Origin of the sequence: Leifsonia sp. NPDC058248 (assembly GCF_042881905.1) — a bacterium.
In the GTDB taxonomy this organism is placed as follows: domain Bacteria; phylum Actinomycetota; class Actinomycetes; order Actinomycetales; family Microbacteriaceae; genus Leifsonia.
The window spans coordinates 287,325-311,902 of record NZ_JBHVXB010000006.1; the positions used below are offsets into that span (position 1 = coordinate 287,325).

A 24,578-nucleotide genomic window follows, 5' to 3' on the forward strand; every position below is an offset into this window, starting at 1 on the left:
ACATCCAGGCTACTCGCGCGCAGGCCACGGAGGGCTCAGCGCGGGGCGGCTCCGTCGTCCTCGTCGCCGAGGCCGTCTTCGTCGAGGCCGCTCTCCTCGCCGCGAGGAAGGCCGAAGGCGCCCCAGCCGCTTCCCGACTCGTCGAGCACCGCGCCGAGGTCGAGCGCCGACGGCGGGGATGCGCGGGTGAGCGCGTTGTCGACGGCCGAGCGCACCAGCGAGCTGAGGTATGCACCCGCATTGTCGACTCCGATCCCGCGGAGGATCCCGGTGGACTGCTCGACGATCGCTCGTGAGAACGAGGTCGCCGTCGCGATCGCCTCGGCGTACGCGGGCCGGTCGGCTTCGTCGATCACGACCGGCTCCCCGCCCATCTCGACCACCAGGGCCTGCGCGATCGGCAGGACGGGAGCGGGCGCGGTGACGGCGAAGTAGCTCTCCGCGAGGCGTGCGAGGTCGAGGCTCGTGCCGGTGAACTCGAGGGCCGGATGCACGGCCAGCGGGATCGCCCCGGCGGCCATCGCGGGAGCCAGCACGCCGACGCCGTAGCCGGGCGCGGTGTGGAGCACGATCTGACCAGGCTGCCAGGTGCCGGTCGCGGCGAGACCGGCGACGAGGCCGGGAAGCTCGACATCCGGAACCGCCAGGATCACCAATTCGCTGCGCTCCACCACGGTGGGGACGTCGAGGATCGGCACGAACGGGAGCATCGCCTCGGCGCGCTCACGACTCGCCCGCGAGACCGCGGAGATCCCGACGACCGCGTGACCCGCACCGGCGAGGGCGGCGCCGAGGATCGGCCCGACCCGTCCGGCGCCGATGATTCCCAGGCCCAGGCGTCCCGACCGCTGCATCACGAACCCGCCTCGCGTGCATCCGGCTCCGCCGGACGCGACGGCGGGAACGCTCCCCAGCGGTGACTCGTGTCGGTTCGTGCCGAGACGATCGCCGTCGCGGCGACCTTCTCGAAGAGGCTGACGCTCTGGTCGCGGTCGATCGCGGCGAGGCGGGGACGCACGGGACCGGAGACGGTGTGCAGCCGGGTCGACGCGAGGCCGAGCATCCGGTCGACGGGCCCCTGGTAGAGCTCCAGGCTCTGCAGCCGGGCGAGCGGGACGATGGAGAGACTGCGCCAGACGACGCCGCGGCGCAGGAGGATCACCCCGCCGATGAGGCTGTAGCCGGTGCGCTGCCACGAGAACGGACGGATCCAGGCCGCGCGGCGCGGGCTTCCGACGAAGGCGTCCCGGCCGCGCGACGTCATGCCGGCGGCGATGATCGCCCGATGCTCGTCGGTGGCGAACTCGGGCACGACGAGACCGAGCACGCGTGCGACATCCTGTGCGTCTCCCACCGGCAGCATCGTCGTGTTCGCCTGGCCGGCCGCGCCCTTCTCGCGCGAATGGCCCGCGGTGTCGATGCGGATCTGCCACCAGCCGAACGGACGCCAGAGCAGCGGCTGCAGCACCTCGACGGCGTGGATGCGACCGGGCGGCAGCGTCTCGTTGCTCGTGCTGAGGAGTCCGAAGCCCACGCGCACGCCGTCCGGGGTCCCCGCGATCGAGTAGCGCAGCGACTTCGTGAAGCGGTTCACGTAGAAGCTCGCCGAGCCGATCAGGCCCGGCAGTACGACGAGCAGCAGCCATTCCCGCCCGGTCGACGCGCCGATGACCAGCACCACGACGACGACCAGGACGAACACGGTGAACCCGCTCAGCAGCAGCGAACCGAAGAGCCGCACCGGCGGGATCTTCACCACCGACTGGGGCGGAGCGGCGTTCGGGTCGAGCTCGGGCGCCAGGAACTCGTTGACCCGCCGGTTGACGAGGTCGGACACGGCGGCCGTGCGGGTGCCGTTGACCGCGGCGCCGTTGCCGTTGCCTGCGGGCGCGCCGTTGCCCGCAGGCGCGCCGACTCCGCTCCCGCTCGCGCGCTCGGCGGCCTTCACCCCCGACGCCAGGCGCAGCACGTCGCCTCGGAGACCGTCCGCGAGGAGCGAGCCGAGGTACGCCAGCTGCACGTTCGCATCGTGTCCCGCGACGGTGATGTCGAGCTTGGCAGCGCCGAAGATCCGCGCCAGAACGGGGCGGACGACGTTGATGCCCTGGATGCGGTCGAGCCGGGCCTTGCGCTGGGTGCGGAACAGGATGCCGCTGCGCACCTCGACCGCGTCGCCGGTGATGCGGAAGGTGTGCATCCGCCACGACAGGTAGAAGCCGCCGATGCAGGCGACGAGCACGATCGCGAGGGCGAGCAGCGCCCACCCCTCCCAGCCGCGGTTGTAGATCTCGTCGAGGGGGTCCCCGCCGAAATCCGGTGCGCCGACGAAGAAGCTCACGATGCGCTCGCGCAGGTTGGAGAGCACGAAGCCGAGCACGGCGATGAACACGATACCGCCGCGCAGCAGCGGTGTCGCGGGGTGCAGTCGGTGCCACTCCCCGTCGGTGAACCGCTCGGCGGCCCGCTCCGCGGCGGTGAGGTCGGCAGGACCGCTGCTCACAGCCCCGCCCGCCTGCTCTCCGCCAGCTCGACGAGCCGGTCGCGCAGTTCGGCCGCATCCGGTTCGGGCAGACCCGGGATGACGACCCCGGTCGACGCCGCGGCCGTCACGAACTTGAGGTCGGCGAGCCCGAGCACCCGGCCGACCGGTCCCCGGTTGATGTCGATGAGCTGCATGCGGCCGTACGGCACCGACACGAAGCGCTGGAACATGATGCCGCGACGGAACAGCAGATCGTCGTCGCGCATCCGGTACCCGATGGAGCGGGCGCGCCGGGGCGCGATGATCAGGCTGACCAGGGTGACAACGACCACGCCCGCGAGCAGGATCCACCCCCAGGTCCAGCCCGCGACGAGCCACAGGAAGGTGGCTGCCGCACTGGCGACGAGCCCGCCGATCAAGGTTCCGACGATCACGACCACGACGTATTTGGGCGAGACCCGGTTCCACTCGCCGATGGAGAGGTCAAGGCGATTTGGCATGGGCGTTCTCCGGCTGGTCGTCTTGGTCATCCGGGGGGATGGTGCACATGTGCTCGGCCACCAGGCCGCCCGCCAGCAGGATGGCCGCGCCGACGGTGGCGGCGACGGTCAGCCAGATGGACGAGCCGGCCGGGATGACGGCGCGGCTCAGCAGGAAGATCAGGATGCCCGCGCCCGCGCCGGTGAGCAGCGCGCCGCTCAGACTGCACGCCTTGGCGAGGACGACGATGCGCATCGCCTGGAACGGGTCGATGCGCCGGTTGCTCTTGCCATGCGTGGCCCGGCGGATGGGCACGGCGAAGGAGACGACGATGATCGCGATGACGACCAGGGTGATCGGAAGGGTGAGCGGTGGGATGAAGACGGCGATTCCGGTGCCGGCCGCAGCGAGCTCGACGAGGAACCCGACAACGATCCCGGCGACGCCGAGACCGATCAGCGACGTGGCTCTGGTGCGTCTCATGCGGCGCCTCCGGAGTAGAGGGTCACCGTGTCGGTGACGCGCGCGGCGAGGTCGGCGACCCGTCCGTGGCCGGTGAGCACAGCATCCGGATCGACTGCAAGCCAGGGCACCATCACGAAGCCGCGCTCGGCCGCGCGCGGGTGCGGCAGGGTGAGCCGGTCGTCGCTGCTGGTGCGGCCGTCGTAGTCGACGATGTCGATGTCGATGGTGCGGTCGCCCCAGCGCTCCTCGCGGACGCGCCCGAACTCGTCTTCGACGGCGTTCACCGCGTCGAGCAGGGAGAGCGGGTCGAGGGTCGTGTGGATGCGCGCCACGGCGTTCAGGTAGGCAGGAGCCTCGTGGTCCACGCCGGCCGGTTTGAGCGCGGGCGTCTCGTAGAACGGCGAGATCGCGTCGATCCGGATGCCCGGCACAGAGTCGAGGGCCGCCAGGGCCGCGCGCAGGGTCGCCTCGCGCTCCCCCAGGTTCGCGCCGAACGCGAGCACGCCCGGCACCGCCGGACGCAACCGCTGGGGCTTGGGACGCACGCCGCCGCTCACGATCGCTCCCGCACGATGCGCACGGCGACATCGGCGAAGGGGACTTCGATGGGGGCATCCGGTTTGTGCACGGTGACCTCGACGGACTGGACGGGGCGGTGCTCGAGCACGACGGACGCGATGCGCTCCGCCACGGTCTCGATGAGGTCGACCGGGTCGCGGCGCACGGCATCCGTCACCTCGACGGCGAGCTCGCCGTAGTGCACGGTGTTCGCCACGTCGTCGCTCGCCGCCGCCGCAGCCAGGTCGAGGCGCGCGGTGACGTCGATCACGAAGTCCTGACCGTTCTCGCGCTCGAAGTCGTAGACGCCGTGGTTGGCGCGCACGCGCAGACCGGTGAGGATGATCGCGTCGGATCCCCCGGACGAAGCTGGCCTAGTCATCTCTTCCAGCTTGCCATGCCCGGACCACATCCAGCGCGACACGCGTCGAGGGCACGTCGTGGACGCGCACCGCCCAGGCTCCGGCCTGCGCTGCGAGGGCGCTGATCACCGCGGTGGGCGCATCCCGCTCGGTGGCCGGGGCGTCTTCGGGCAGGAGGGCGCCGAGGAAGCGTTTGCGCGAGGCGCCGATGAGCACGGGGTAGCCGAGCGTCTCGAAGGCGGGGAGGTTGCCGAGCACCTGCCAGTTGTGGGCGCCGGTCTTGGAGAACCCGAGCCCCGGGTCGACGATGAGCTTCGAGGGGTCGACACCGCGCTCGACGAGATCCGTGAGTCTGGCGGAAAGCTCCGAGCGCACCTCCGCGACGGTGTCGGCGTAGGTGGCGAGGGTGTCCATCGAGTTGCTCTGGCCGCGCCAGTGCATCACGACGTACTGCAGCTCCGTGTCGAGCACGGCCTGCGGCATGTCCGGGTCGGCGAGGCCGCCGGACACGTCGTTGATGATCGCCGCACCCGCGCCGGCGGCGGCGCGCGCGGTCGACGCGTTCATGGTGTCGACGCTCACGGTGATGCCGCGGCCGGCGAGCTCGCGGATGACCGGGACGACACGTGCCTGCTCCTCGAGCGGGTCGACGCGCACGGCTCCAGGCCGGGTGGACTCTCCGCCGACGTCGACGATGTCGGCCCCCTGGGCGACGAGGTCGAGCGCGTGGTCGATGGCCGCGTCCGGTTCGAACCAGAGGCCGCCGTCGCTGAACGAGTCCGGTGTCACGTTGAGGACGCCCATGATGAGCGTCACGCGATGCCACGTCCGATCAGGGTGACGAGCTCGGCACGGGCGACGGGATCCGCGAAGGCCCCACGGCTGGCCATGGTGACCGTCGTGCTGTCGGTCTGGCGCGCTCCCCGCGTGGTGACGCAGGAGTGCGCGGCGTCGAGCACCACGAGCACGCCCCGCGCACCGAGGCCGCTCTCGAGGGTGTCCGCGATCTCCTCGGTCAGACGCTCCTGCATCTGGGGGCGGGCGGAGAGGGTCTCGATCACCCTCGGGATGCGCCCGAGCCCGACGACGCGCTCCCCGGGGAGGTAGGCGACATGGGCGACGCCCAGGAACGGCAGCAGGTGGTGCTCGCACACCGAGCGGAACCGGATGTCGCGCAGCAGCACCGTCTCGGCCTCGTGGCCTTCGAGCGGCACGGGTTCGCCCAGCTCGTCGAACGGGTCTTTGCCCACGCCCGCGAAGAACTCCTCGTACGCGTCGGCGACCCGCGACGGCGTTGTTGCGAGCCCCGGACGCGACGGATCCTCGCCGATGGCGGCGAGGATCTCGGCGACAGCCGCCTCGATGCGCGAACGATCGAAACCGGTCATGCGCGCGTCGGCTTTACGCCGTGGCCGGACGCGGCTTGCGTACGGGGGCGCGCTTCGGCTTCGACGGCGGCTCGGAGTCGATTCCACCGTCCACGGCGCCGGCGTCGATGGGCGCCTTGGCCTTCGGGAACTCGATCGGGGGGACATCCGAGAGTGGACGCTTGTCGCTCGAGAGCCACTGCGGGCGCTCGGGCAGCTTCACGACGTCTTCGAAGATCTCGGCGATCTCGTTGTGGTCGAGGGTCTCCTGCTCCAGCAGAGCGGCCGCGAGGCGGTCGAGCACCGCGCGGTTCTCGTTGATGACCTCCCAGGCCTCGTCGTGCGCCTTCTCGATGAGGGCACGCACTTCGGCGTCGACGCGCTCGGCGATGCGCTCCGAGTAGTCGCGCTGGTGACCCATGTCGCGACCGAGGAACATCTCGCCGTTGGCCTGGCCGAGCTTGACCGAGCCGATGTCGGCGCTCATGCCGTACTCCGTGACCATCTTGCGGGCGATGGAGGTCGCCTTCTCGATGTCGTTCGAGGCGCCGGTGGTCGGGTCGTGGAAGATGATCTCCTCGGCGACACGGCCGCCCATCGCGTACGCCAGCTGGTCGAGCAGCTCGTTGCGTGTGACGGAGTAGCGGTCTTCGAGCGGCATGACCATCGTGTAGCCGAGTGCGCGGCCACGCGGGAGGATCGTGATCTTGGTGACCGGGTCGGTGTGACGCATCGCCGCGGCGGCGAGAGCGTGCCCACCCTCGTGGTACGCCGTGATCAGCTTCTCCTGGTCCTTCATCACGCGGGTGCGCTTCTGGGGGCCGGCGATCACACGGTCGACGGCCTCGTCGAGAGCGCGGTTGTCGATGAGCTGCGCGTTGGAGCGAGCCGTGAGCAGCGCGGCCTCGTTGAGCACGTTCGCCAGATCGGCGCCGGTGAAGCCGGGCGTCTTGCGGGCGAGCACTTCGAGGTCGACGGATGCGGCGAGCGGCTTGCCACGGCCGTGCACCTCGAGGATCTTCTTGCGGCCGACCATGTCGGGCGCATCCACGCCGATCTGGCGGTCGAACCGGCCAGGACGCAGGAGCGCGGGGTCGAGGATGTCGGGACGGTTGGTCGCCGCGATCAGGATGACGTTGGTCTTGGGGTCGAAGCCGTCCATCTCGACGAGCAGCTGGTTCAGGGTCTGCTCGCGCTCGTCGTGGCCGCCGCCGAGGCCGGCGCCGCGGTGGCGTCCGACCGCGTCGATCTCGTCGACGAAGATGATGGCCGGGGAGTTCTCCTTGGCCTGCTGGAACAGGTCGCGCACACGGCTGGCGCCGACGCCCACGAACATCTCCACGAAGTCGGAACCCGAGATGGAGTAGAAGGGCACGCCCGCCTCTCCGGCGACGGCGCGGGCGAGCAGCGTCTTACCCGTTCCGGGAGGGCCGTACAGCAGCACACCCTTGGGGATGCGCGCGCCGACCGCCTGGAACTTGGCGGGCTCCTTCAGGAAGTCTTTGATCTCTTCGAGCTCTTCGATGGCCTCGTCGGCGCCCGCGACATCGTCGAAGGTGACCTTCGGGCTCTCCTTCGTCACGAGCTTCGCCCGCGACTTGCCGAACTGCATGACCTTGTTGCCGCCGCCCTGCATGCCGGAGAGCATGATCCAGAAGAACACGCCGATCAGCAGCACGGGGATCAGGAAGCCGAGCGCCGAGAGCAGCCAGTTGGGCTGGGGCACCTCGTCGTCGAAGCCCTTGCTCAGGTTGGCGTCGTCGACAGCCTTGACCACGTCGGGGCCGCGGGGCGTGACGTAGTAGAACTGGACCTCGCTGCCGAGTGTCTTGTCGGGTTGCGTGAGCGTGAGGTCGACGCGGTTCTCACCGTCGACGATCTTGGCACTCGCCACCTTGTCGTCTTTGAGGAGCTCGAGACCCTTCTGGGTCGATACTCCTTTGAATCCCGACATCGTGATCAGGCTCGAGCCGATCCACACGGCGATGATGGCCAGCACGATGTAGAGAATCGGCCCGCGGAAGATCTTCTTGACGTTCATGGTTTTGCAAGAGTACCGCCCTGGCGCTGTGTGGCGGCTGCGTGTTCGCTCACCGCGTGCAGAGCGTCTGCGCGGCTCGCGATGCTAGCTGTAGACCGACGGCGCGAGGATCCCCACGCCGCGCAGGTTGCGGTATTTCTCCGCGTAGTCGAGACCGTACCCGACGACGAACTGGTTGGGGATCTCGAAGCCCACGTACTTGACGTCGATCTCGACGCGCGCGGCCTCCGGCTTGCGCAGGAGCGTGCAGATCTCGATGGACTCCGGACCGCGCGAGTGCAGGTTGGCGAGCAGCCACGAGAGGGTGAGCCCCGAGTCGATGATGTCTTCGACGATCAGCACGGTCTTGCCGCTGAGATCGGTGTCGAGGTCTTTGAGGATGCGGACCACGCCGCTCGACGCGGTGCCCGAGCCGTAGGAGCTCACCGCCATCCAGTCCATCGTGATCGGCAGCTTCAGCTCGCGCGCGAGGTCGGCCATCACCATGACCGCGCCCTTCAGCACGCCGACCAGCAGCAGGTCTTTGCCGGCGTAGTCGCGCTCGATCTCGCGGCAGAGCTCGGCGAGTCGGGAGCGGATCTGCTCCTCGGTGATCAGGATCTCGGTCAGGTCGTCGTTAACGTCCGTGAACTCCATGAGGGCGGTGCGGTCCTTCGGTGTGAGGAATGAACTTACGTTCGAGAAGAGAAGATGAGCAGTCCGTTCTGCCTGACAACTCTAACGCCTGGCAGGCTGAGCGCTTTCTGGCCGTGCCAGTCGGTGATGAGCTCGGCGACGGCCAGGGTGTGGGTGCGGCTGAGCGAGATCCCGAACTCGGCGGAGACGACGAGCCGGATGATGCGCTGCCGCAGGGCGGGCGGGTCGGCGGCGAGTCCGCGCACGTCGAGGGCCACATCGCCGTCGTCGGTCTGGCTCACCAGTTCGAGCGCCCAGTCGAGCGCCAGACCGTCGAGAGCCGCGTTGTCCTCGCGGAGCTGCTCCGCCGTGCGGGCGAGCGCCTCGGCGACGCCCGGCCCGAGCTCGCGCTCCAGCAGCGGCAGCACGGATGCCCGCACGCGCACCCTCGCGTAGGCGGGGTCGTCGTTGTGCGGGTCGTCCCAGAACGGGAGACCGCTCTCGTCGCATAACGCCCGGGTCGTCTCCCGGCGCACGGCGAGGAGCGGCCTCAGCAGCCGGCCGGTGTCCGGGAGCATCCCCTGCAGGCTGGTGGGCCCCGAGCCACGGGCGAGGCCGAGCAGCACGGTCTCCGCCTGGTCGTCCAGGGTGTGTGCGAGAAGGATGCGCGCAGCGCCGGTCGAGGCCAGCGCACGGTCGAACGCGCCGTGGCGAGCGGCACGGGCGGCCGCCTCGGGTCCGCCGGATCGCGCATCCACTTCGACCGTCTCGACGAGGACCGGGCCGAGGCCGAGCCCGAGCGCCGTCTCGGCGGCCCGGGCGGCGACTCCAGCCGAACCGGACTGCAGGCCGTGGTCGACGATCATCGCGCCCGCGCGGTAGCCCGCCCGCGGAGCCTCGAACGCTGCCGCCGCGGCGAGCGCGAGCGAGTCGGCTCCCCCGCTCAGGCCGACCAGCACCAGAGCATCCGGCGCGAGAGGTTGCGGTCGGGCGGGCCCGTGGTCGTCGTGCGGGTCGGCGGCCTCCAGGGCGGCAGCGGTCGCGAGGGACTCGCGCACGGCACGGCGCACATCCGCGATCGCCGGGGTGAGCCGTGGGCGACGGGAGGCGTCCGATGAACCGTCAACGTGCATCCAGTAACGTTATTGCAGACTTTCAAACGAGGAGAGAGCAGCATGGCCGAATACGACGTCATCATCGAAATCCCCCGAGGCAGCCGCAACAAGTACGAGGTCGACCACGAGACCGGTCGCGTGTACCTGGACCGCGTTCTGTTCACGAGCTTCGTCTACCCCACCGACTACGGCTTCTTCGAGAACACCCTCGGCCTCGACGGCGACCCCGTCGACGTGCTGGTGCTGCTCGAGTACCCGGTGTTCCCGGGAGTGGGCGTGAAGGTCCGACCGGTCGGAGTGCTCAACATGAGCGACGAGGCCGGCAGCGACGCCAAGGTCATCGCGGTGCCCTACAAGGACCCGCGCTGGCAGCACATCCAGGATGTGCAGGACATCCCCGAGCAGACCCGCAACGAGATCCAGCACTTCTTCGAGCGCTACAAGGACCTCGAGCCGGGCAAGTGGGTCAAGGTCGACGCCTGGGGCGACGCGGCCGAAGCCGAGGCGATCGTCGAGGCCGGCTTCACGAAGCTCGCCGAAGAAGGCCACTGACCCTCAGCCGGCTGACAAAAGGCTCCCGACCATCGCGGTCGGGAGCCTTCGTCGTCGCTGTTCGTGGCTCGGCCGTCAGGCAGAGGGGCGTGCCACCTGGTACCAGGGCGAACCCCAGACCGACTGGACCTTGACGACATCCCCCTCGGTGGGAGCGGCGATCATCATGCCGCCGCCGATGTAGATGCCCACGTGGTAGAAGCTGCCCGGCCCGCTGCCCCAGAAGATGAGGTCGCCGGGTTGTCGCTGGCCGGCCGAGACGATCTGGCCCCGGCGTGCGGCGGTGTACCACTGGTCGTTGACCGAGTGGCTGCCGATGTAGACGCCGGCGTACCCGTACGCCTTCATGGTGAGCCCGGAGCAGTCGTAGCCGCCGGGGCCCTCGCCGCCGAAGATGTACGGCTTGCCGAGCTGGGCGCGCGCGTAGGCGATCGCGGTGTCGACGACGTTGCCGTTCGGCGGCGCGACCACTCCGCCGCCACCGCCGGAGTGGGAACCGCCGCCGCCACCTCCGGAGTTGCCTCCGCCGGAGTTGCCCCCGCCGTTTCCGCCGCCGTGGTTCGCCGCTTCCTGAGCCGCCTTGTCCGCCGCGGCCTTGTCCGCTGCCGCCTTGTCCGCCGCGGCCTTCGCCGCCGCAGCTGCCGCAGCCGCCGCCGCCTGGGCGGCTTTGATCCGCTCCCCCTGGAGGTAGGCGGCTTCGGTGTGCGCCGAGGTGTTCTTGAGCGTGGCGAGCTGAGCGATCAGCTCGGTCGACTTCGCCTGCTGGGTGGCGAGCGCCGTCTGGGCCTTGAGCTGCGCATCCTTGGCCGCGGCGAGCGCCGCCGTCGCCTTGGTCGCGAGGTCTTCGCGCGCGTGCTTCGCGACCTCGGCCTGCGCGGTCAGCGACTCGGCAGCGTTCTGGTCGTTCGTGGCCCGCGCGTACACGTCTTGGGACTGTGCCGTCAGCTTGCTCATCGTTCCGAGCTGATAAAGCAGCTTGTCGGCGTCTGAGCCGGTTCCGCCGCCCTTCAGCATGAGGTCGACCGACATGTCGCCGCCGCCCGACTTCGCCAGGTGCGAGGCCAGGAGGCCGGCGCGCATCTTCGAGGTCTTGGCTTTCGCAGCGGCGTCGGACGCCTGCTTCTGGAGGTCGGCCGCCTTGACGGTCGCCTTGTCCAAAGCGTTCTTGGCCTGGAAGTACGCCTCGGCGGCCTTCTCCGACTCGATGCGCGCAGCGTCGACGCTCGACTGCAGCCCGTTGATCAGATTGGTGATGTTGGTGACCATCGCCTGCTGGTTGGCCACGTTGGCCTTCGCCTGCTGAACGTCGTTCCACGACGGGTAGTCGGCGGCGAACGCCGGCGGCGTGATCACGCCGATGGATGCCGTGACGACCCCCATCACGCCCGCGCCGATCGCGATGCCCGGCCGGAGACGCGAATTCTTCTCGTTGTGGCTAGCCAAGTGGTGCCTGCCTTTCCCTCATGAACGGGATCCCGTCGATCTTCTCGCCGTTGATGCGCACCTCGAAGTGCAGGTGGCATCCGGTGGATGCTCCGGTCGTCCCGACGTGTGCGATCGGCTGGCCGGCGCCGACGTGCTGGCCGATGCCGACCATGATGCCGCCGTCACGGATGTGCGCGTAGCCGGTCTCGACTCCGTTGCCGTTGGTGATCAGGACGAAGTTGCCGTAGCTGCCGTTCGGCCCGGCGTACTCCACGGTTCCTGCGGCGGCCGCGTAGATGGGCGCATTGCAGTACGCGCCGATGTCGATGCCCATGTGCCAGGTGCTCCCGATGCCGCCGCCGGGCGAGACGCGCGGCCCGAAGCCGTCGGTGATCGGACCGGCGGCAGGTACCGCCCAGCCCTGCGGGCCGACGTATCCGCCGGGGAGGCCGCCGGAGCCCGCGGCCGCCGCACGTGCAGCCGCGACAGCGACGCCCTTCTGGTAGCCGGCGACCGTCTTGGCGGTCTTGTCCCTGAGCGCGGCCAGCTGGGCCTGCATCACGATGATCTGCTTCTGCTGCTCTTTCAGTTTGGCCTGGGCGGCGAGCGCCGCTTCGGCGGCCGCCTTCAGCGCGGCCTGCGCCGCGATGCGCAGTCTCTCGCGCTCGGCCTTGGCCACCTTGGCCTGCTCGGCGAGAGCCTTGGACGCGTTCTGCGACGTCTTGGCGTCGGCATAGACCTTGTTGGACTGCTCGACGAGTTTCGACATGCTGCCGAGATCGGACAGGAGTTTGTCGGGACTCTGCGTGGAGGCGCCGTTGCCGCTCAGGAACAGGTTGGCGGTGAGGTTGCGGCCGCCCGTGCGGTAGAGCTGGGAGGCGAGCTTGCCGGCCTGCGCGCTGGCCGCATCCGCTTTGGCCTTGCTCTCGTCGGCCTGCTTCTGGATGGCGGCGGCCTTGATGCTCGCATCGTCGAACTTGGCCTGCGCGATCTCCAGCTCCTCGCCGCGCTTGACCGCTGCCGCCTGGGTCGTCGCGACCTGGACCTTGAGCTGCGAGATGAACCCGTTGATCTTGCGGACCTGAGCGCCGGCGGCGGACTGGTTCGCCTTGGCCTTCTGCACGTCGGACCAGCTGGGGTAGTCGGCGTAAGCGGGGGCGGCGACGGAGCCGACCACGGCGACGACGGAGACGATCGTGGCGGCGAGCGCGGTCTTGAGACGCCACCGGCGCGCACCGGCTCTGCCGCGCAAGCGAGCGCGCTGAAGGTGCTGAGTGTCCGTTTCAGTGCGATTCATCGTGTCCTCGAACCCGTTGCTCGTGTGCGGCTTCAGTCACATGAGTCACACGGATCCCGTTGTCAACGTGTGCAACTTTAGCAACATGCCCCTCACAAGCCCAGTGTCGGGGGCTCGGAAGGGGTCGACAAGACGGGGGATGGCGTGCGGCTACACGGACGACCCGGCGGCCGTCGAGTGCGAATGTAACGCGACTTGGTGGCGAAACCGTGGCGATTCGCGGGCTGGTCGTGGTCTGGTGGGTTGCGGCGGCCCGGGTGTCGCACGCCCGATTGGCATTTGCCGTCGGGATTCCGTATGCTTATGCGTCGGTGGTCATGCGGATCGCGGAAGCGAGTCGAGGCCGTCCGGCCCCATCGTTTAGTGGCCTAGGACGCCGCCCTTTCACGGCGGTAGCACGGGTTCGAATCCCGTTGGGGTCACTGGCATCACCTATAATTGAACAGCTTCACATCGAGGCCCTGTAGCGCAGTTGGTTAGCGTGCCGCCCTGTCACGGCGGAGGTCGCGGGTTCAAGTCCCGTCAGGGTCGCCACGGCGAGAAGCCCTTCCGAGAGGAAGGGCTTCCGTCTAGAGGCCGACACAGTTTCCGCGGAAGCTGGCCCGGCTTCGGCTCTGTAGCTCAGTTGGTAGAGCGTTCGACTGAAAATCGAAAGGTCACCGGATCGATGCCGGTCGGAGCCACTGGAACCCTCGCCTAGCTTCTACATGGCGGGGGTTTCTTGCATTGCGGGCCGCCATCGGCGCCCGCGCTCGGCGCCCGCGCTCGGCGCCCGCCATCGGCGCCAGCAATCGAGTCCGGACTTGGTGGGCCGCAATGGACGATTTCGACCCAGCAAGTCCGGACTCGATTGCTGGCGACCGAGTTCGGGCACTAGCCGATCCCGGGGATCCCGTATCCCGCAGCCCTTACGCGGTACCCCGAGCACTCCGCCGCGCGTACCATCCCGTTCGACGGCCCCCGACTGGCCCGGGCCGGTCGGAAAGGCGGCCCGGGATGTCCCCGAACGAAACCAAGCGTGTCCTCATCCTCGGCGGTGGCTACGCCGGTCTCTACACCGCCCTCGGCTTGCAACGGCACCGCGGGAAGACGCCGATGCAGATCACCGTGGTCGATCAGAGCCCCTACATGACCTACCAGCCACTCCTCCCCGAGGTGGCCGGTGGTCACGTCGCTCCGCGGGATGTCACAGTCCCGCTTCACCGCACCCTGAAGACGTCGCGCGTCGTCCGCGGCACCGTGGACTCCCTGAGTCTCGCCGATCACTCGGCTTCGGTGCGCTCGCTCGACGGCAGCATCCTGAAGCTGGACTTCGACCACGTGGTCTTCGCCCTCGGAGCTGTCACGCGCACCTTCCTCACGCCAGGGCTGAAGGAAATGGGAGTGGGCTTCAAGACCGTCGAGGAGGCGGTCTCCGCACGCGACAACGTTCTCGACTGCGTGGCGAAGGCGGCGGCGACCACCGATCCGGCCGAGCGCCGGAAACTGCTCACCTTCGTCTTCGTCGGCGCCGGATACACCGGTGTCGAGGCCATCAGCGAGCTGCGTGACGTGAGCATGCAGGCGGTCGACAGCTTCGCCAACCTGGGCCGCTCCGACGTGCACTGGATGCTGGTCGAGGCGCTCGACAGGGTCGCCCCCGAGGTGGGACCCGACCTCTCGAAGTGGACGCTCGGCGAACTCGGCAGGCACGACATCGACGTGCGGCTCGAGACGACCGTCACGTCGTGCGTCGACGGCTGCATCGAGCTGTCGAGCGGCGACACCTTCGACGCCGCGACGCTCATCTGGACCGCAGGAGTGCGCCCCAGCCCGACGCTCGAGAACACGGATGCGCCCCTCGGCCCCAAAGGACACATCATCGCCGACACGCGGCTGCGGGTGACCCGCGACGACGGCAGCGTGATCGGCGGAGCGTGGGCGCTCGGCGACAATGCGCAGGTCCCCGACCTGACCGCCGCCAAGCAGCCGGCGTATTACACGCCGAACGCGCAGAACGCCATCCGCCAGGCGGGCGTCGCCGCCCGCAACATCGTGAACGAGATCCGCGGCGAGGATCTCGAGGAGTATCGCCACGCATCCCTCGGCACCATCGCCAGCTATGGCGTCGGGGACGGAGCCGCACTGATCATGGGCGTGAAGCTGAAGAGGCTGCCCGCCTGGCTGGTTCACCGCGCATATCACGGCCTCCTCGTCCCGACCGTGAATCGGAAGTTCCGCGTCATAGCCGGATGGATCGTCGACGCTCTCTCGCTCCCGGAGGTGACCTCGCTGAGCGCGCTCAGGCATCCGCGCAGAGCGTTCACGACCGCGTTCACGACCGAGAGAACGAGGAAGTGACGTCGGGGAAGAGAGATCTACCCTGCGGGCCGTGGACCGCGACGTCGGCGCCGCCTGCGACGAGAGCTCGAGTAACCGCCCGCGTGCGAGGATGTTGACGTGCGTGCAGGCGAGTTGGATGTCGTGAGTGGTCCCGAGTTGGAGTTCCGCCCGTCTGTGGCGACCCTCGGCATCCGTGAGACCGTTCCCTTCAGGACGATGCTCTCCAATCGAGACCGCTTGCTCGCGGAACTGATCGGCTGGCTCGATGAGCAGGGTGTCGAGCCGACGGGGCCTTTCTTCCTCCGCCTTCACGTGGTGAACATGTCGGATCTGATGGCGATCGAGGTCGGTGTCGTGGGTGAGTCCGACGCTGCGGACGATCGCGTCGAGGCCGGGATCGTGCCCGCCGGCAACTATGCCGTGCTGGCGTACCGAGCGAAGTCACTCGCGGCGAACCGCTACATCCACGAGTGGGTTCGCGAGCACGGCCTCGAACTGGACACACAGCCGCACCCCGGAGGCGAAGCCTTCGCAGGTCGGTTCGAGATCTATCTGACAGACCCTCGCACGGAGCGACGCAAGACCCGCTGGATCGTCGAACTCGCGTTCCTCACTCGCCCGTAGCCTGCGCGTGGACGTACGAAGACACCGTCGGTCCTGGATGCAGGACACCGTTCACGATCGCCTCGATGGCGAACTCGCTCGCCTTCGCGAGATCGATCGCCTCGGGGTCGAGCAGCCACTGCAATTGCAATCCGTCCATGACCGCGAGAATGGATGCTGAGGCCCTGTCGATCGTGTCGGGGTCGCTCACGTTCTCTTGCGCGCACAGTTCGCGGAACGCCTCGTCGATCTCGAGGCGCAGGGTGTGGTACCGCTCGTGGAAGTACGCCTTCGCGGGGTGGTCGTCGGTCACCGATTCGGAGGAGAGCACGGTGTAGACCTGCACGATCCCGGGGCGCAGCGAGTTGCGGAACGCGGTGTCGACGAGGTGTGCGAACAGAGCGGGACCGCCGGGGATGTGACGGCCGGCAAGGTGCGCGACGTCGTCCTGGTCACGGAACTCGAGCACTTCGAGGAGCAGATTCTGCTTGGATCCGAAGTGGTGCAGCACGCCGGCGTGAGTCATCCCGACCTGATCGGCGATGTCGGTGAGGGTGCCGTTGGCGGACCCTTTGGTGCCGAATGTCTCGATCGCCGCCCGGAGAATCTTTTTGCGCTTGCGCTCGGTCTCCGGGCGAGGAGTGGTGCTGGCGCCCGTCGTGACCATGCGTGCCGTCCTCTGTCTCGTGCCGCTTGCGTTGGAGCTTACCACTCAGTAACCTCGCACCAACTTGCTTTCTGACCAGTAAGCAAGTTATCGTCAGCCGACATCCCGCACCAAGGGCACAACGAATGTGTCCGCCAGAAGGAGAAGCAATGAGGCTTAGGAAAACGCTATTCACGGTGTCCGCGATCGCAGCCATCAGCGCACTTGCGCTCACCGGCTGCTCGTCGAACGGTTCGTCCGGGACGACCGGTTCGAGCGGAGGCTCGCTCACCGTCGCGAAGCCGGACGGCGCCGCCATTCTGGCGACTCAGATCAACAACCCGTTCATCACTACCGGTTCCGGTATGTCGCTCGGCTACGACCGGATGCTCTACGAGCCCCTCGCGATCGTCAACCCGGTCGGCAAGAACGAGACGACGCCGTGGCTCGCCTCGAAGGTCAAATGGAACTCCGACTACACGCAGCTGACGGTCACCCCGCGGGCGAACGTCAAGTGGAGCGACGGCAAGCCCTTCACCGCAGACGACATCGTGTTCACGTACAACCTGATCAAGAGCACCCCGGCACTCGACCTGGGCGGCCTCAAGCTGACCGAGGTCAAGAAGGACGGCGACAACGTCGTCCTGAGCTTCAGCGAGTCGAAGTTCGTCAAGCAGGGTGACGTGCTGCAGGTCGCCATCGTTCCCGAGCACCAGTGGAAGGGCATCGCAGACCCGACGAAGGACGCGGTGAAGAACGCGATCGGCACCGGGCCGTACACGATCAAGTCCTTCTCGTCGCAGGGCGTCGTGCTGAAGGCTCGCACCGACTACTGGGGCGGCAAGGCACCGGTGGGCGAACTGAAGTACCTCGAGTACAACGACAACACGGGCCTGCTCCGCGCTCTCCAGAGCGGTGAGACCGACTGGGCGCAGATCTTCATCACCGACTATCAGAAGAACTACGTGGACAAGGACCCGAAGCACAACGTGTTCTGGGGCGCCAACGTCCTGAGCCCGGACATGATCGTGGTCAACACGACGAAGGCTCCGTTCAACAACGTCGCGTTCCGCAAGGCCGTCAACATGGTCATCGACCGGAAGGCGCACGCCGAGAAGGCGCGCAGCAATGCCGGACCGGAACTGACGAACGTGACCGGCATCCCCCAGCCGACCGGTGACCAGTACATCGCCCCCGAGTACAAGGACCAGTCCTTCTCGATCGATGTCGACGGCGCCAAGAAGGTGCTGACCGACGCGGGATACACCTGGAAGGGCAGCGCTCTGATCGATCCGTCCGGCTCCCCGGTCTCCTTCACCCTGCAGGACCCGCAGGGCTGGAACGACTACGTCACCGGCATCCAGCTGGTCGCGACGCAGATCAAGAGCACGCTCGGCGCCGACGCGAAGGTCGCAACACCCGACGCCGACACCTGGTTCGCCAACGTCGCCTCCGGCAACTTCGATGCCGTCCTGCACTGGACCGGCTCCGGCTCGAACCCGTGGCACATCTACGACGATGTCATGAACAGCACCTACCTCGATCAGGCCGCCGACGGCAAAGTCTCGGACAACTTCGGACGCTACAAGAACCCGGAGGCGACCGCTCTGCTCAAGGAGTACGCGCAGGCCTCCGACAACGCGTCCAGGACCGCTGCGCTGCACAAGCTGCAGAAGATCTTCGTGGAGGACGTCCCGGCCATTCCGATCGGTACCCACCCGCAGCTCGCCGAGTACAACACCCGGAAGTTCACGGGCTGGCCGAGCGAGAAGGACCAGTACGCGACCGCTGACCCGACGCAGCCTTCGGCGGTTCAGGTGCTCATGAACCTGAAGCCCGCGGGCAAGTAGTCACCCAGCGCGTCCGGGGTGGACGAGGGCTTCGTGCCCGAGTCCACCCCGGACGATCCGCGGACAGCATGAAAGCGACACCCTCATGACAGACTCCCTTCTCTCTGTACGCGACTTCTCCGTCGTGTACGACGTGGATCCGCCGGTCGCGGCGGTCAAGAACGTCACCCTCGACATCAAGCGCGGCGAGATCGTCGGCCTGGCCGGCGAGAGCGGGTGCGGCAAGACCACCCTCGCCTACGGCGTGCAGCGCCTGCTCAAGCCCCCGGCGGTCATCACCAGCGGCAGCGTCGTCTTCCACGACGAAGGCGGCGACGACATCGACATCAACGCCCTCGATGCGGAGCAGATGCGCCGCTTCCGGTGGGACAAGATCTCCATGGTCTTCCAGGGGGCCATGAACGCCCTCAATCCGGTGGCGACCATCGGATCCCAGCTGGACGACGTGTTCCAGGTGCACCGTCCCGACATGAACCGGTCGGAGCGCCGAGCGGCCGTGATCGAGCTCCTGGAGATCGTGAAGGTGGGCGGCCAGCGTGTGCGCTCCTACCCCCACGAACTCTCGGGCGGTATGCGCCAGCGGGTCATGATCGCCATGGCCCTCGCGCTCCGCCCCCAGCTGATGGTGATGGACGAGCCGACGACGGCCCTCGATGTGCTCGTGCAGCGCGAGATCCTCAAGCAGATCTCCCAGCTCCGCCACGACTTCGGCTTCTCCGTCGTCTTCATCACCCACGACCTCCCGCTGCTGCTGGAGATCAGCGACCGGATCGCGATCATGCGCGAAGGCGAGATCGTCGAGCTGGCCACGGCCGAGCAGATCTGGACCGACCCCCAGAACGAGTACACGCGCAAGCTGCTCCGGTCGTTCCCACGGCTCACCGGCGAGAGAGGAGTGGTGGTCCGATGACGACGCTCGAGTTCAAGAACGTCACCAAGATCTACAACGTCCGCGGATCCGGACAGCTCAAAGCGCTGGACGACGTCAGCTTCACGCTGGGTCCCGGCCAGACCATCGGGCTGGTCGGCCAGTCGGGCAGCGGCAAGTCGACGATCGCGAAGATCCTCACACAGCTGGAGACCCCCACGCGTGGCGAGGTGCTGCTGGACGGCGCCCCGATCCCCCGGACGGGCAAGCGGCTGCGGCGGTACCGTCAGCAGCTGCGGATGGTCTTCCAGGACCCGTTCGCCTCGCTGAACCCCTCGCACTCGATCCGGCACCACATCGAACGTCCGCTCCGGCTCGACCATGTCGTCCCGCGCAAAGAGGTCGACGACGAAGTGCGACGCCTGCTGCGGCGCGTTCAGCTGGATGCGGATGCGGTGATCGACCGCCGTCCGCACGAGCTCTCCGGCGGCCAGCGGCAGCGCGTGGCCATCGCACGCGCGCTGGCGTCCCGGCCCGCGCTGCTGGTGGCCGACGAGCCGGTGTCGATGCTCGACGTGTCGATCCGCCTCGGAGTGCTGAACCTCCTCGCCGATCTGCAGCGCGAGGAAGGTCTCGGGGTGCTCTACATCACCCACGACTTGGCCACGGCCCGGCACTTCAGCGACGAGATCATCGTGCTCAATCAGGGCAGGATCGTCGAGCACGGACCCGCCGACGATGTGATCCTCCGCCCGCGAGACCTCTATACGCGCGAGCTCCGCGCAGCGTCCCCCGACCCCGAGAACCACTTCGGGGCACTGACCGCACAGACTGAAGGAGGTGCGCTGTGAGCGCCGAAACGACAACGCCCGCCGGCCGGCTTCCCGCCGACCCGACGCCCGCCGATCCGACGCTCATCGGGACGACGGCCGCACGGGCCGAGCGCCGCGGCGTCCGCGTGCCCTGGCGTTTCATCGGCGGCCGCACAGCCTTCTACGCGTTCACTCTCTGGGCCGCCATCACCATCAACTTCTTCCTGCCCCGCCTGATGAAAGGCGACGCGGTCGACGCGTACATGGCGCGGAGCCAAGGTCAGCTGACCCCCGACGCCGAGAAGGCGCTGCGGCTCCTGTTCGGCCTCGACAAGTCGGTCCCGCTGTGGCAGCAGTACGTCAACTACTGGGACATGCTGCTGCACGGCAACCTGGGCGTCTCCATCTCCACGGGGATGGCGCCGGTGGGCGACGCGATCGCCTCGGCGCTGCCGTGGACGCTCGGGCTGGTCGGCTTCGCCACCGTGATCTCGTTCCTGATCGGGACGAGCCTCGGTGCGGTGATCGGGTGGAAGCGCGGCGGACGTCTGGACGTGTTCGTTCCGATAACGACGTTCCTGGGCACCGTGCCGTACTTCTGGGTGGGGCTGATTCTGATCGCGGTCTTCTCGACCACGCTCGGCTGGTTCCCCGCGGGCCACGCCTACGAGCTGGGCGTGGAGCCGGGCTGGAACGCAGACTTCATCTCCCAGGTGATCTCGCACGGCGCGCTCCCGATGATCACCATCGTGATCGTCTCGATCGGCGGCTGGGTGCTCGGGATGCGCAACATGATGCTCACCGTGCTCGACGAGGACTACATCACCGTCGCGCAGGCCAAGGGGATGCCGAACCGACGCGTGCTCTGGCGCTACGCGGCCCGCAACGCGGTGCTCCCGCAGATCCAGAGCTTCGCCCTGGCCATCGGCTTCATCGTCAGCGGCACGATCGTGATGGAGATGGTGTTCTCCTATCCCGGCATCGGCTTGCTACTGCTCAACGCCACCAGCGCGAAGGACTATGCGCTGATGCAGGGGATCTTCCTGGTCCTGGTTCTGGCCGTGCTGGTGGCGAACATCCTGGCGGACATCGCCTATGCCATCCTCGACCCCCGCACTCGTCAGACGGAGGCCTGACCATGACCAGCACTTCCCCCAAGACGGCCGCAGGCGAGCCGCAGACGCTCGCCCCATTCACAGGCGTCGGGAGCCCCGAGACAGCATCCGTGCTTGCCGCAGGCCGGCTGCGCCGCCCCCAGAAGGTCACCTTCTGGTCGCAGCTGAAATCCTCGCTGGCGATGTTCAGCAACCCCAAGTCGGCTGCCGGCCTGATCATCATGGGCGTCTTCGTGCTCGTCGCGATCTTCGCCCCGTGGATCGCTCCCTACGATCCGAACGCGCAGCATCTGGACGAGACCCTTCAGCCGCCCTCGCTGGAGCACCTCCTGGGCACCACCCACATCGGCCAGGACGTCTTCAGCCAGCTCGTCTACGGAACGCGCGGCGTCCTCGTCGTCGGGTTCCTGGCGACGATCATGGCAACGGTCGTGGCGATCATCGTCGGAGTGACCGCCGGCTACCTGCGTGGCTGGAAGAGCGAATCGCTGTCGGCCCTCTCGAACGTGTTCCTGGTCATCCCCGGACTGCCGCTGATGATCATCGTCGCCTCGCAGTTCGAGGATCCGCCGCTCTGGCTGATCGCCGCCGTGCTCGGTCTGACCGGCTGGGCCTGGGGCGCGCGCGTGCTGCGCGCGCAGACCATGTCGCTGCGCAACCGCGACTTCATCCAGGCCGCGCGGGCGAACGGCGAGCCGTTGCACCGCGTCATCCTGGTGGAGATGCTCCCGAACCTCCTGGCGATCATCGCGTCGAGCTTCGTCGGCACGATGACGGCGGCGGTGCTGGGTCTGACGACCCTCGCGTTCATCGGCGTCATCCCGGTGTCGAATCTGAACTGGGGAACCATCCTGTTCTGGGCGCAGCAGAACAACGCTTTCCCGGATTACTGGTGGTGGTACGTTCCCGCCGGCCTGTGCATCGCATTGCTCGGGGTGGCACTGTCGCTGATCAACTTCGGCATCGACGAATACGTCAACCCTCGCCTGCGCTCGGCCGGAGAACGGGCTCGGGCGATGAAGCGCAAGGGCATCAACATCAATACCGCCGTCACTCAGGTGCGCACGGATCCGCTCACGACCGCAGCGGCCGGACACTCATTGGAGAGCAAGACCGAATGACTTCAACACTGCCATCAGCATCCGCGGCTCTGGCATCCGGAACCACTCCGTACCAGGACCCATCGCTGACGACAGCCGAACGTGTCGCTGATCTCCTCGCACGCATGAGCGTGGAGGAGAAGGTCGGGCAGATGCTGCAGCTCGACGCGCGCGACGACCTGCGCGACCACATTCTGCGACGTCACGTCGGCTCCATCCTGCACACCTCCCCGGAGCGGATCCTGGAAGCGAATCGGCTCACGGCCGAGACCCGGCTGCGGATCCCGCTCCTCGTCGGCGAGGACTGCATCCACGGGCACTCGTTCTGGCCGGGCGCCACGATCTACCCCACCCAGCTCGGAATGGCCGCGTCGTGGGATGCGGACCTGATCGAGCGCGTCGCCCGCGCCACGGCAGAAGAGGTCGCCGTCACGGGTGTGCACTGGACCTTCTCGCCCGTGCTGTGCATCGCCAGAGACCTCCGCTGGGGACGGGTCAGCGAGACGTTCGGCGAGGATCCTTTCCTCATCGGCGAGCTTGCGAGCGCCATGGTGCGCGGCTACCAGGGAAAGGGGCTCGACGATCCGACGGCGATCCTCGCCACGGCGAAGCACTTCGCCGGGTACTCGGAGACGCAGGGCGGCCGCGACGCGAGCGAGGCCGACATCTCCAGGCGCAAGCTCCGAAGCTGGTTCCTGCCGCCGTTCGAGCGGGTGGCGCGCGAAGGATGCCGCACCTTCATGCTCGGCTACCAGAGCACAGACGGTGTGCCGATCACAGTGAACGACTGGCTGCTCAGCGAGGTGCTGCGCGGAGAGTGGGGGTACACCGGAACGCTCATCACCGACTGGGACAACATCGGCCGCATGGTCTGGGAGCAGAAGGTCCAGCCCGACTACGCGCACGCCGCCGCTGCCGCGGTGAAGGCCGGCAACGACATGGTCATGACGACGCCGATGTTCTACGAGGGCGCACTCGAGGCGGTCGCGCAGGGGATGCTCGCCGACGACGCCTTCGACGCCGCCGTCGCTCGGATTCTGACGCTGAAATTCGACCTCGGACTGTTCGAGGATCCCCGCCTTCCCGCGGCCGACCTCGACGCCGTGGTCGGCAACGCGGCGCACGCCGAGCTGAACCTCGAGATCGCGCGGCGTTCGATCGTGCTGCTGGAGAACGACGGGACGCTGCCGCTCGCGTCTGCGCCGCTCCGTGTCGCGCTCGTCGGCCCGCTCGCCGACGATGCGCAGAGCCAGCTCGGCGACTGGGCAGGAGGATCCGGCCAGGCCGGATGGCTCGACGGCCAGCCGCGCGAGATGATCACCACCGTGCTCGATGGTCTGCGCGCGATCCCCGGCTGGAGCGTTCTGCACGCCCGGGGCGCCGACATCCTGACGCTTGAGGACGACCCGAACGGCAAGACGTTCCCCGACGGGCAACCGCGACCCGACGTGGTCGTGCCGTGCGCCCCGGATCCCGCCCTGATCGACGAAGCCATCGCCGCCGCCGAGGCGTCCGACGTCGTGGTCGCCGTGGTGGGCGACCGGATCGAGCTCGTCGGCGAGGGCCGCTCCACCGCGACACTCGAACTGATCGGCGGCCAGAACGCGTTGCTCGACGCGATGCTCGCGACAGGGAAACCCGTCGTCGTGGTGCTCCTCGCCTCGAAGCCGCTCGTCCTGCCGCCGTCGGTTGCGAACGCCGCCGCCGTGATCTGGGCAGCGAACCCGGGCATGCTGGGTGGTCAGGCGATCGCTGAGATCCTCGCCGGTCGCATCGACCCCTCCGGCCGCCTGCCGATCTCCTTCGCCGTGCACGTCGGCCAGCAGCCGACGTACTACAACCAGATCCGTGGGCAGCACGGCGACCGGTACGCCGACCTCACCCAGGAGCCTGCGTGGGGGTTCGGCGAAGGACTGTCGTACACGAACGTGGAGTACGCCGACCTGACTCTCGCGCGAACCGAGCTCAGTGCTCAGGAGGACATCGTGGCCGAGATCAGCGTGAGCAACACCGGCGGACGTCCGGTCCGCGAGACAGTGCAGGTGTATGTGCGAGACACGGTCACGAGCGTCAGCTGGACGGACAAGGAGCTGAAGGCCTACCGTCAGGTCGATCTGGAACCGGGCGAAACCGCTCGGGTGCGCTTCGAGCTCGCCGTCCGGGACTGCTCGATCGTGGACGCCGCGGGAATCCGCCGAGTGGAGGCCGGAGCCTTCGAACTGCTCGTCGGCCCCTCCTCCCGTGAGGCGGCGTTGCTCACGGCCGGGTTCGAGGTTGTCGCTTGAATCGGGCCTTCCCGTTCCGGATGGGGTAGAACACTGGGGTGTTGACGAGCCGATAGCGAACCGGTTAGCCTTTCGGGGTTCCCTACTCAGGCGGCCGATGGTGCCCACCCGAGGGCGCATCCGCCCTCCTGCAAGGACGGCGCGGCTGCCGCTTCGCACGGAAGCAGGTCCACGGTGCCCCCATTCTCGCCCTCGCCCGTCGGTACGGTCCGGTCCAG

Annotated in this window: 23 protein-coding genes and 3 tRNA genes; 12 read left to right on the forward strand and 14 right to left on the reverse strand. The window is 68.2% G+C overall.

The features are described 5' to 3' along the window. Positions 1–35: 35 nt before the first annotated feature. The 11 genes from ACFVV5_RS12235 to tilS form a co-directional block, all read right to left on the reverse strand. On the reverse strand, positions 36–854 hold the full coding sequence (locus ACFVV5_RS12235; RefSeq protein WP_387244163.1) for a Rossmann-like and DUF2520 domain-containing protein: 819 nt from the start codon (positions 852–854) through the stop codon (positions 36–38). Continuing rightward, positions 854–2,500, reverse strand: coding sequence for a PH domain-containing protein (locus ACFVV5_RS12240; RefSeq protein ID WP_387244029.1), 1,647 nt, complete (start codon positions 2,498–2,500; stop codon positions 854–856). The genes ACFVV5_RS12235 and ACFVV5_RS12240 overlap by 1 nt, the downstream gene beginning before the upstream one ends. Further along, on the reverse strand, positions 2,497–2,982 hold the full coding sequence (locus ACFVV5_RS12245) for a PH domain-containing protein (RefSeq protein ID WP_387244031.1): 486 nt from the start codon (positions 2,980–2,982) through the stop codon (positions 2,497–2,499). The genes ACFVV5_RS12240 and ACFVV5_RS12245 overlap by 4 nt, the downstream gene beginning before the upstream one ends. Beyond that, positions 2,966–3,445, reverse strand: a complete 480-nt coding sequence (locus tag ACFVV5_RS12250; protein ID WP_387244033.1) for a DUF3180 domain-containing protein — start codon at positions 3,443–3,445, stop codon at positions 2,966–2,968. Before ACFVV5_RS12250 ends, ACFVV5_RS12245 begins: the two co-directional genes overlap by 17 nt. Then, positions 3,442–3,984 carry a 2-amino-4-hydroxy-6-hydroxymethyldihydropteridine diphosphokinase gene (folK, locus tag ACFVV5_RS12255; protein ID WP_387244036.1) on the reverse strand — a complete coding sequence of 181 codons (543 nt, stop codon included), beginning with the start codon at positions 3,982–3,984 and terminating at the stop codon, positions 3,442–3,444. The genes ACFVV5_RS12250 and folK overlap by 4 nt, the downstream gene beginning before the upstream one ends. Continuing rightward, positions 3,981–4,367 (reverse strand): dihydroneopterin aldolase, encoded by a 387-nt coding sequence (gene folB, locus ACFVV5_RS12260; RefSeq protein WP_387244039.1) that lies wholly within the window; start codon positions 4,365–4,367, stop codon positions 3,981–3,983. The genes folK and folB overlap by 4 nt, the downstream gene beginning before the upstream one ends. Beyond that, entirely contained in the window at positions 4,360–5,163 is an 804-nt protein-coding gene (gene folP / locus ACFVV5_RS12265; protein WP_387244042.1) for a dihydropteroate synthase, read from the reverse strand. The genes folB and folP overlap by 8 nt, the downstream gene beginning before the upstream one ends. Beyond that, complete coding sequence (folE, locus tag ACFVV5_RS12270) at positions 5,160–5,735, reverse strand: GTP cyclohydrolase I FolE (RefSeq protein WP_387244045.1); 576 nt, start codon at positions 5,733–5,735, stop codon at positions 5,160–5,162. Before folE ends, folP begins: the two co-directional genes overlap by 4 nt. Positions 5,736–5,748: 13 nt before the next feature. Further along, a complete protein-coding gene (ftsH, locus tag ACFVV5_RS12275; RefSeq protein ID WP_387244048.1) occupies positions 5,749–7,755 on the reverse strand; it encodes an ATP-dependent zinc metalloprotease FtsH in 2,007 nt (668 codons plus the stop codon). 84 nt (positions 7,756–7,839) lie between these two features. Then, entirely contained in the window at positions 7,840–8,391 is a 552-nt protein-coding gene (hpt, locus tag ACFVV5_RS12280) for a hypoxanthine phosphoribosyltransferase (RefSeq protein WP_387244051.1), read from the reverse strand. A gap of 35 nt (positions 8,392–8,426) precedes the next feature. Beyond that, entirely contained in the window at positions 8,427–9,503 is a 1,077-nt protein-coding gene (gene tilS, locus ACFVV5_RS12285) for a tRNA lysidine(34) synthetase TilS (RefSeq protein ID WP_387244054.1), read from the reverse strand. A 12-nt stretch (positions 9,504–9,515) separates the two neighbouring features. On the opposite strand from tilS, the gene ppa reads away from it, so the two are divergent. Further along, positions 9,516–10,037, forward strand: a complete 522-nt coding sequence (gene ppa, locus ACFVV5_RS12290; protein WP_387244057.1) for an inorganic diphosphatase — start codon at positions 9,516–9,518, stop codon at positions 10,035–10,037. A 75-nt stretch (positions 10,038–10,112) separates the two neighbouring features. Here the strand turns inward: ppa and ACFVV5_RS12295 are convergent, their stop codons facing one another. Continuing rightward, complete coding sequence (locus ACFVV5_RS12295; RefSeq protein WP_387244060.1) at positions 10,113–11,480, reverse strand: NlpC/P60 family protein; 1,368 nt, start codon at positions 11,478–11,480, stop codon at positions 10,113–10,115. Beyond that, positions 11,473–12,759, reverse strand: coding sequence for a M23 family metallopeptidase (locus ACFVV5_RS12300; protein ID WP_387244063.1), 1,287 nt, complete (start codon positions 12,757–12,759; stop codon positions 11,473–11,475). Before ACFVV5_RS12300 ends, ACFVV5_RS12295 begins: the two co-directional genes overlap by 8 nt. A 349-nt stretch (positions 12,760–13,108) precedes the next feature. Here ACFVV5_RS12300 and ACFVV5_RS12305 point away from each other — a divergent pair. The 5 genes from ACFVV5_RS12305 to ACFVV5_RS12325 all read left to right on the forward strand — a co-directional run bounded on the left by ACFVV5_RS12305 (position 13,109) and on the right by ACFVV5_RS12325 (position 15,705). Next, a tRNA-Glu gene (locus tag ACFVV5_RS12305) sits at positions 13,109–13,181 on the forward strand. Between the two features lie 35 nt (positions 13,182–13,216). Next, a tRNA-Asp gene (locus tag ACFVV5_RS12310) sits at positions 13,217–13,293 on the forward strand. Positions 13,294–13,369: 76 nt separating this feature from the next. After that, positions 13,370–13,442, forward strand: a tRNA-Phe gene (locus tag ACFVV5_RS12315). 313 nt (positions 13,443–13,755) lie between these two features. Beyond that, positions 13,756–15,099, forward strand: coding sequence for an NAD(P)/FAD-dependent oxidoreductase (locus ACFVV5_RS12320; RefSeq protein WP_387244066.1), 1,344 nt, complete (start codon positions 13,756–13,758; stop codon positions 15,097–15,099). Positions 15,100–15,198: 99 nt separating this feature from the next. Next, a complete protein-coding gene (locus ACFVV5_RS12325) occupies positions 15,199–15,705 on the forward strand; it encodes a GyrI-like domain-containing protein (RefSeq protein WP_387244069.1) in 507 nt (168 codons plus the stop codon). Here ACFVV5_RS12325 and ACFVV5_RS12330 read toward each other — a convergent pair. After that, positions 15,692–16,351 carry a TetR/AcrR family transcriptional regulator gene (locus tag ACFVV5_RS12330; RefSeq protein ID WP_387244072.1) on the reverse strand — a complete coding sequence of 220 codons (660 nt, stop codon included), beginning with the start codon at positions 16,349–16,351 and terminating at the stop codon, positions 15,692–15,694. The genes ACFVV5_RS12325 and ACFVV5_RS12330 overlap by 14 nt on opposite strands. A gap of 176 nt (positions 16,352–16,527) precedes the next feature. Between ACFVV5_RS12330 and ACFVV5_RS12335 the strand changes: the two genes are divergently transcribed. The 6 genes from ACFVV5_RS12335 to ACFVV5_RS12360 all read left to right on the forward strand — a co-directional run bounded on the left by ACFVV5_RS12335 (position 16,528) and on the right by ACFVV5_RS12360 (position 24,360). Further along, entirely contained in the window at positions 16,528–18,180 is a 1,653-nt protein-coding gene (locus ACFVV5_RS12335) for an ABC transporter substrate-binding protein (protein ID WP_387244075.1), read from the forward strand. Positions 18,181–18,265: 85 nt separating this feature from the next. Further along, positions 18,266–19,090, forward strand: coding sequence for an ABC transporter ATP-binding protein (locus tag ACFVV5_RS12340; protein ID WP_387244078.1), 825 nt, complete (start codon positions 18,266–18,268; stop codon positions 19,088–19,090). Beyond that, the gene (locus ACFVV5_RS12345) at positions 19,087–19,899 is read left to right on the forward strand and encodes an ABC transporter ATP-binding protein (RefSeq protein ID WP_387244080.1); all 813 of its coding nucleotides are present in this window, start codon (positions 19,087–19,089) and stop codon (positions 19,897–19,899) included. Before ACFVV5_RS12340 ends, ACFVV5_RS12345 begins: the two co-directional genes overlap by 4 nt. Next, positions 19,896–20,996: an ABC transporter permease gene (locus ACFVV5_RS12350; protein ID WP_387244083.1), complete on the forward strand. Its 1,101-nt coding sequence runs from the start codon at positions 19,896–19,898 to the stop codon at positions 20,994–20,996. Before ACFVV5_RS12345 ends, ACFVV5_RS12350 begins: the two co-directional genes overlap by 4 nt. Before the next feature lie 2 nt (positions 20,997–20,998). After that, the gene (locus ACFVV5_RS12355) at positions 20,999–22,096 is read left to right on the forward strand and encodes an ABC transporter permease (RefSeq protein ID WP_387244086.1); all 1,098 of its coding nucleotides are present in this window, start codon (positions 20,999–21,001) and stop codon (positions 22,094–22,096) included. Next, positions 22,093–24,360 (forward strand): glycoside hydrolase family 3 N-terminal domain-containing protein, encoded by a 2,268-nt coding sequence (locus ACFVV5_RS12360; protein ID WP_387244089.1) that lies wholly within the window; start codon positions 22,093–22,095, stop codon positions 24,358–24,360. Before ACFVV5_RS12355 ends, ACFVV5_RS12360 begins: the two co-directional genes overlap by 4 nt. Positions 24,361–24,578: the final 218 nt, after the last annotated feature.

Bases quoted from the DNA above. Each gene is read 5' to 3' on its own strand.
- hpt (WP_387244051.1), bottom strand. From the start codon at position 8,391: ATGGAGTTCACGGACGTTAACGACGACCTGACCGAGATCCTGATCACC.
- ACFVV5_RS12355 (WP_387244086.1), top strand. From the start codon at position 20,999: ATGACCAGCACTTCCCCCAAGACGGCCGCAGGCGAGCCGCAGACGCTC.
- ACFVV5_RS12235 (WP_387244163.1), bottom strand. From the start codon at position 854: ATGCAGCGGTCGGGACGCCTGGGCCTGGGAATCATCGGCGCCGGACGG.
- ACFVV5_RS12250 (WP_387244033.1), bottom strand. From the start codon at position 3,445: ATGAGACGCACCAGAGCCACGTCGCTGATCGGTCTCGGCGTCGCCGGG.
- ftsH (WP_387244048.1), bottom strand. From the start codon at position 7,755: ATGAACGTCAAGAAGATCTTCCGCGGGCCGATTCTCTACATCGTGCTG.
- ACFVV5_RS12345 (WP_387244080.1), top strand. From the start codon at position 19,087: ATGACGACGCTCGAGTTCAAGAACGTCACCAAGATCTACAACGTCCGC.
- ACFVV5_RS12320 (WP_387244066.1), top strand. From the start codon at position 13,756: ATGTCCCCGAACGAAACCAAGCGTGTCCTCATCCTCGGCGGTGGCTAC.
- ACFVV5_RS12245 (WP_387244031.1), bottom strand. From the start codon at position 2,982: ATGCCAAATCGCCTTGACCTCTCCATCGGCGAGTGGAACCGGGTCTCG.
- ACFVV5_RS12340 (WP_387244078.1), top strand. From the start codon at position 18,266: ATGACAGACTCCCTTCTCTCTGTACGCGACTTCTCCGTCGTGTACGAC.
- tilS (WP_387244054.1), bottom strand. From the start codon at position 9,503: ATGCACGTTGACGGTTCATCGGACGCCTCCCGTCGCCCACGGCTCACC.
- ACFVV5_RS12330 (WP_387244072.1), bottom strand. From the start codon at position 16,351: ATGGTCACGACGGGCGCCAGCACCACTCCTCGCCCGGAGACCGAGCGC.
- ACFVV5_RS12300 (WP_387244063.1), bottom strand. From the start codon at position 12,759: ATGAATCGCACTGAAACGGACACTCAGCACCTTCAGCGCGCTCGCTTG.
- folE (WP_387244045.1), bottom strand. From the start codon at position 5,735: ATGACCGGTTTCGATCGTTCGCGCATCGAGGCGGCTGTCGCCGAGATC.
- ACFVV5_RS12360 (WP_387244089.1), top strand. From the start codon at position 22,093: ATGACTTCAACACTGCCATCAGCATCCGCGGCTCTGGCATCCGGAACC.
- folB (WP_387244039.1), bottom strand. From the start codon at position 4,367: ATGACTAGGCCAGCTTCGTCCGGGGGATCCGACGCGATCATCCTCACC.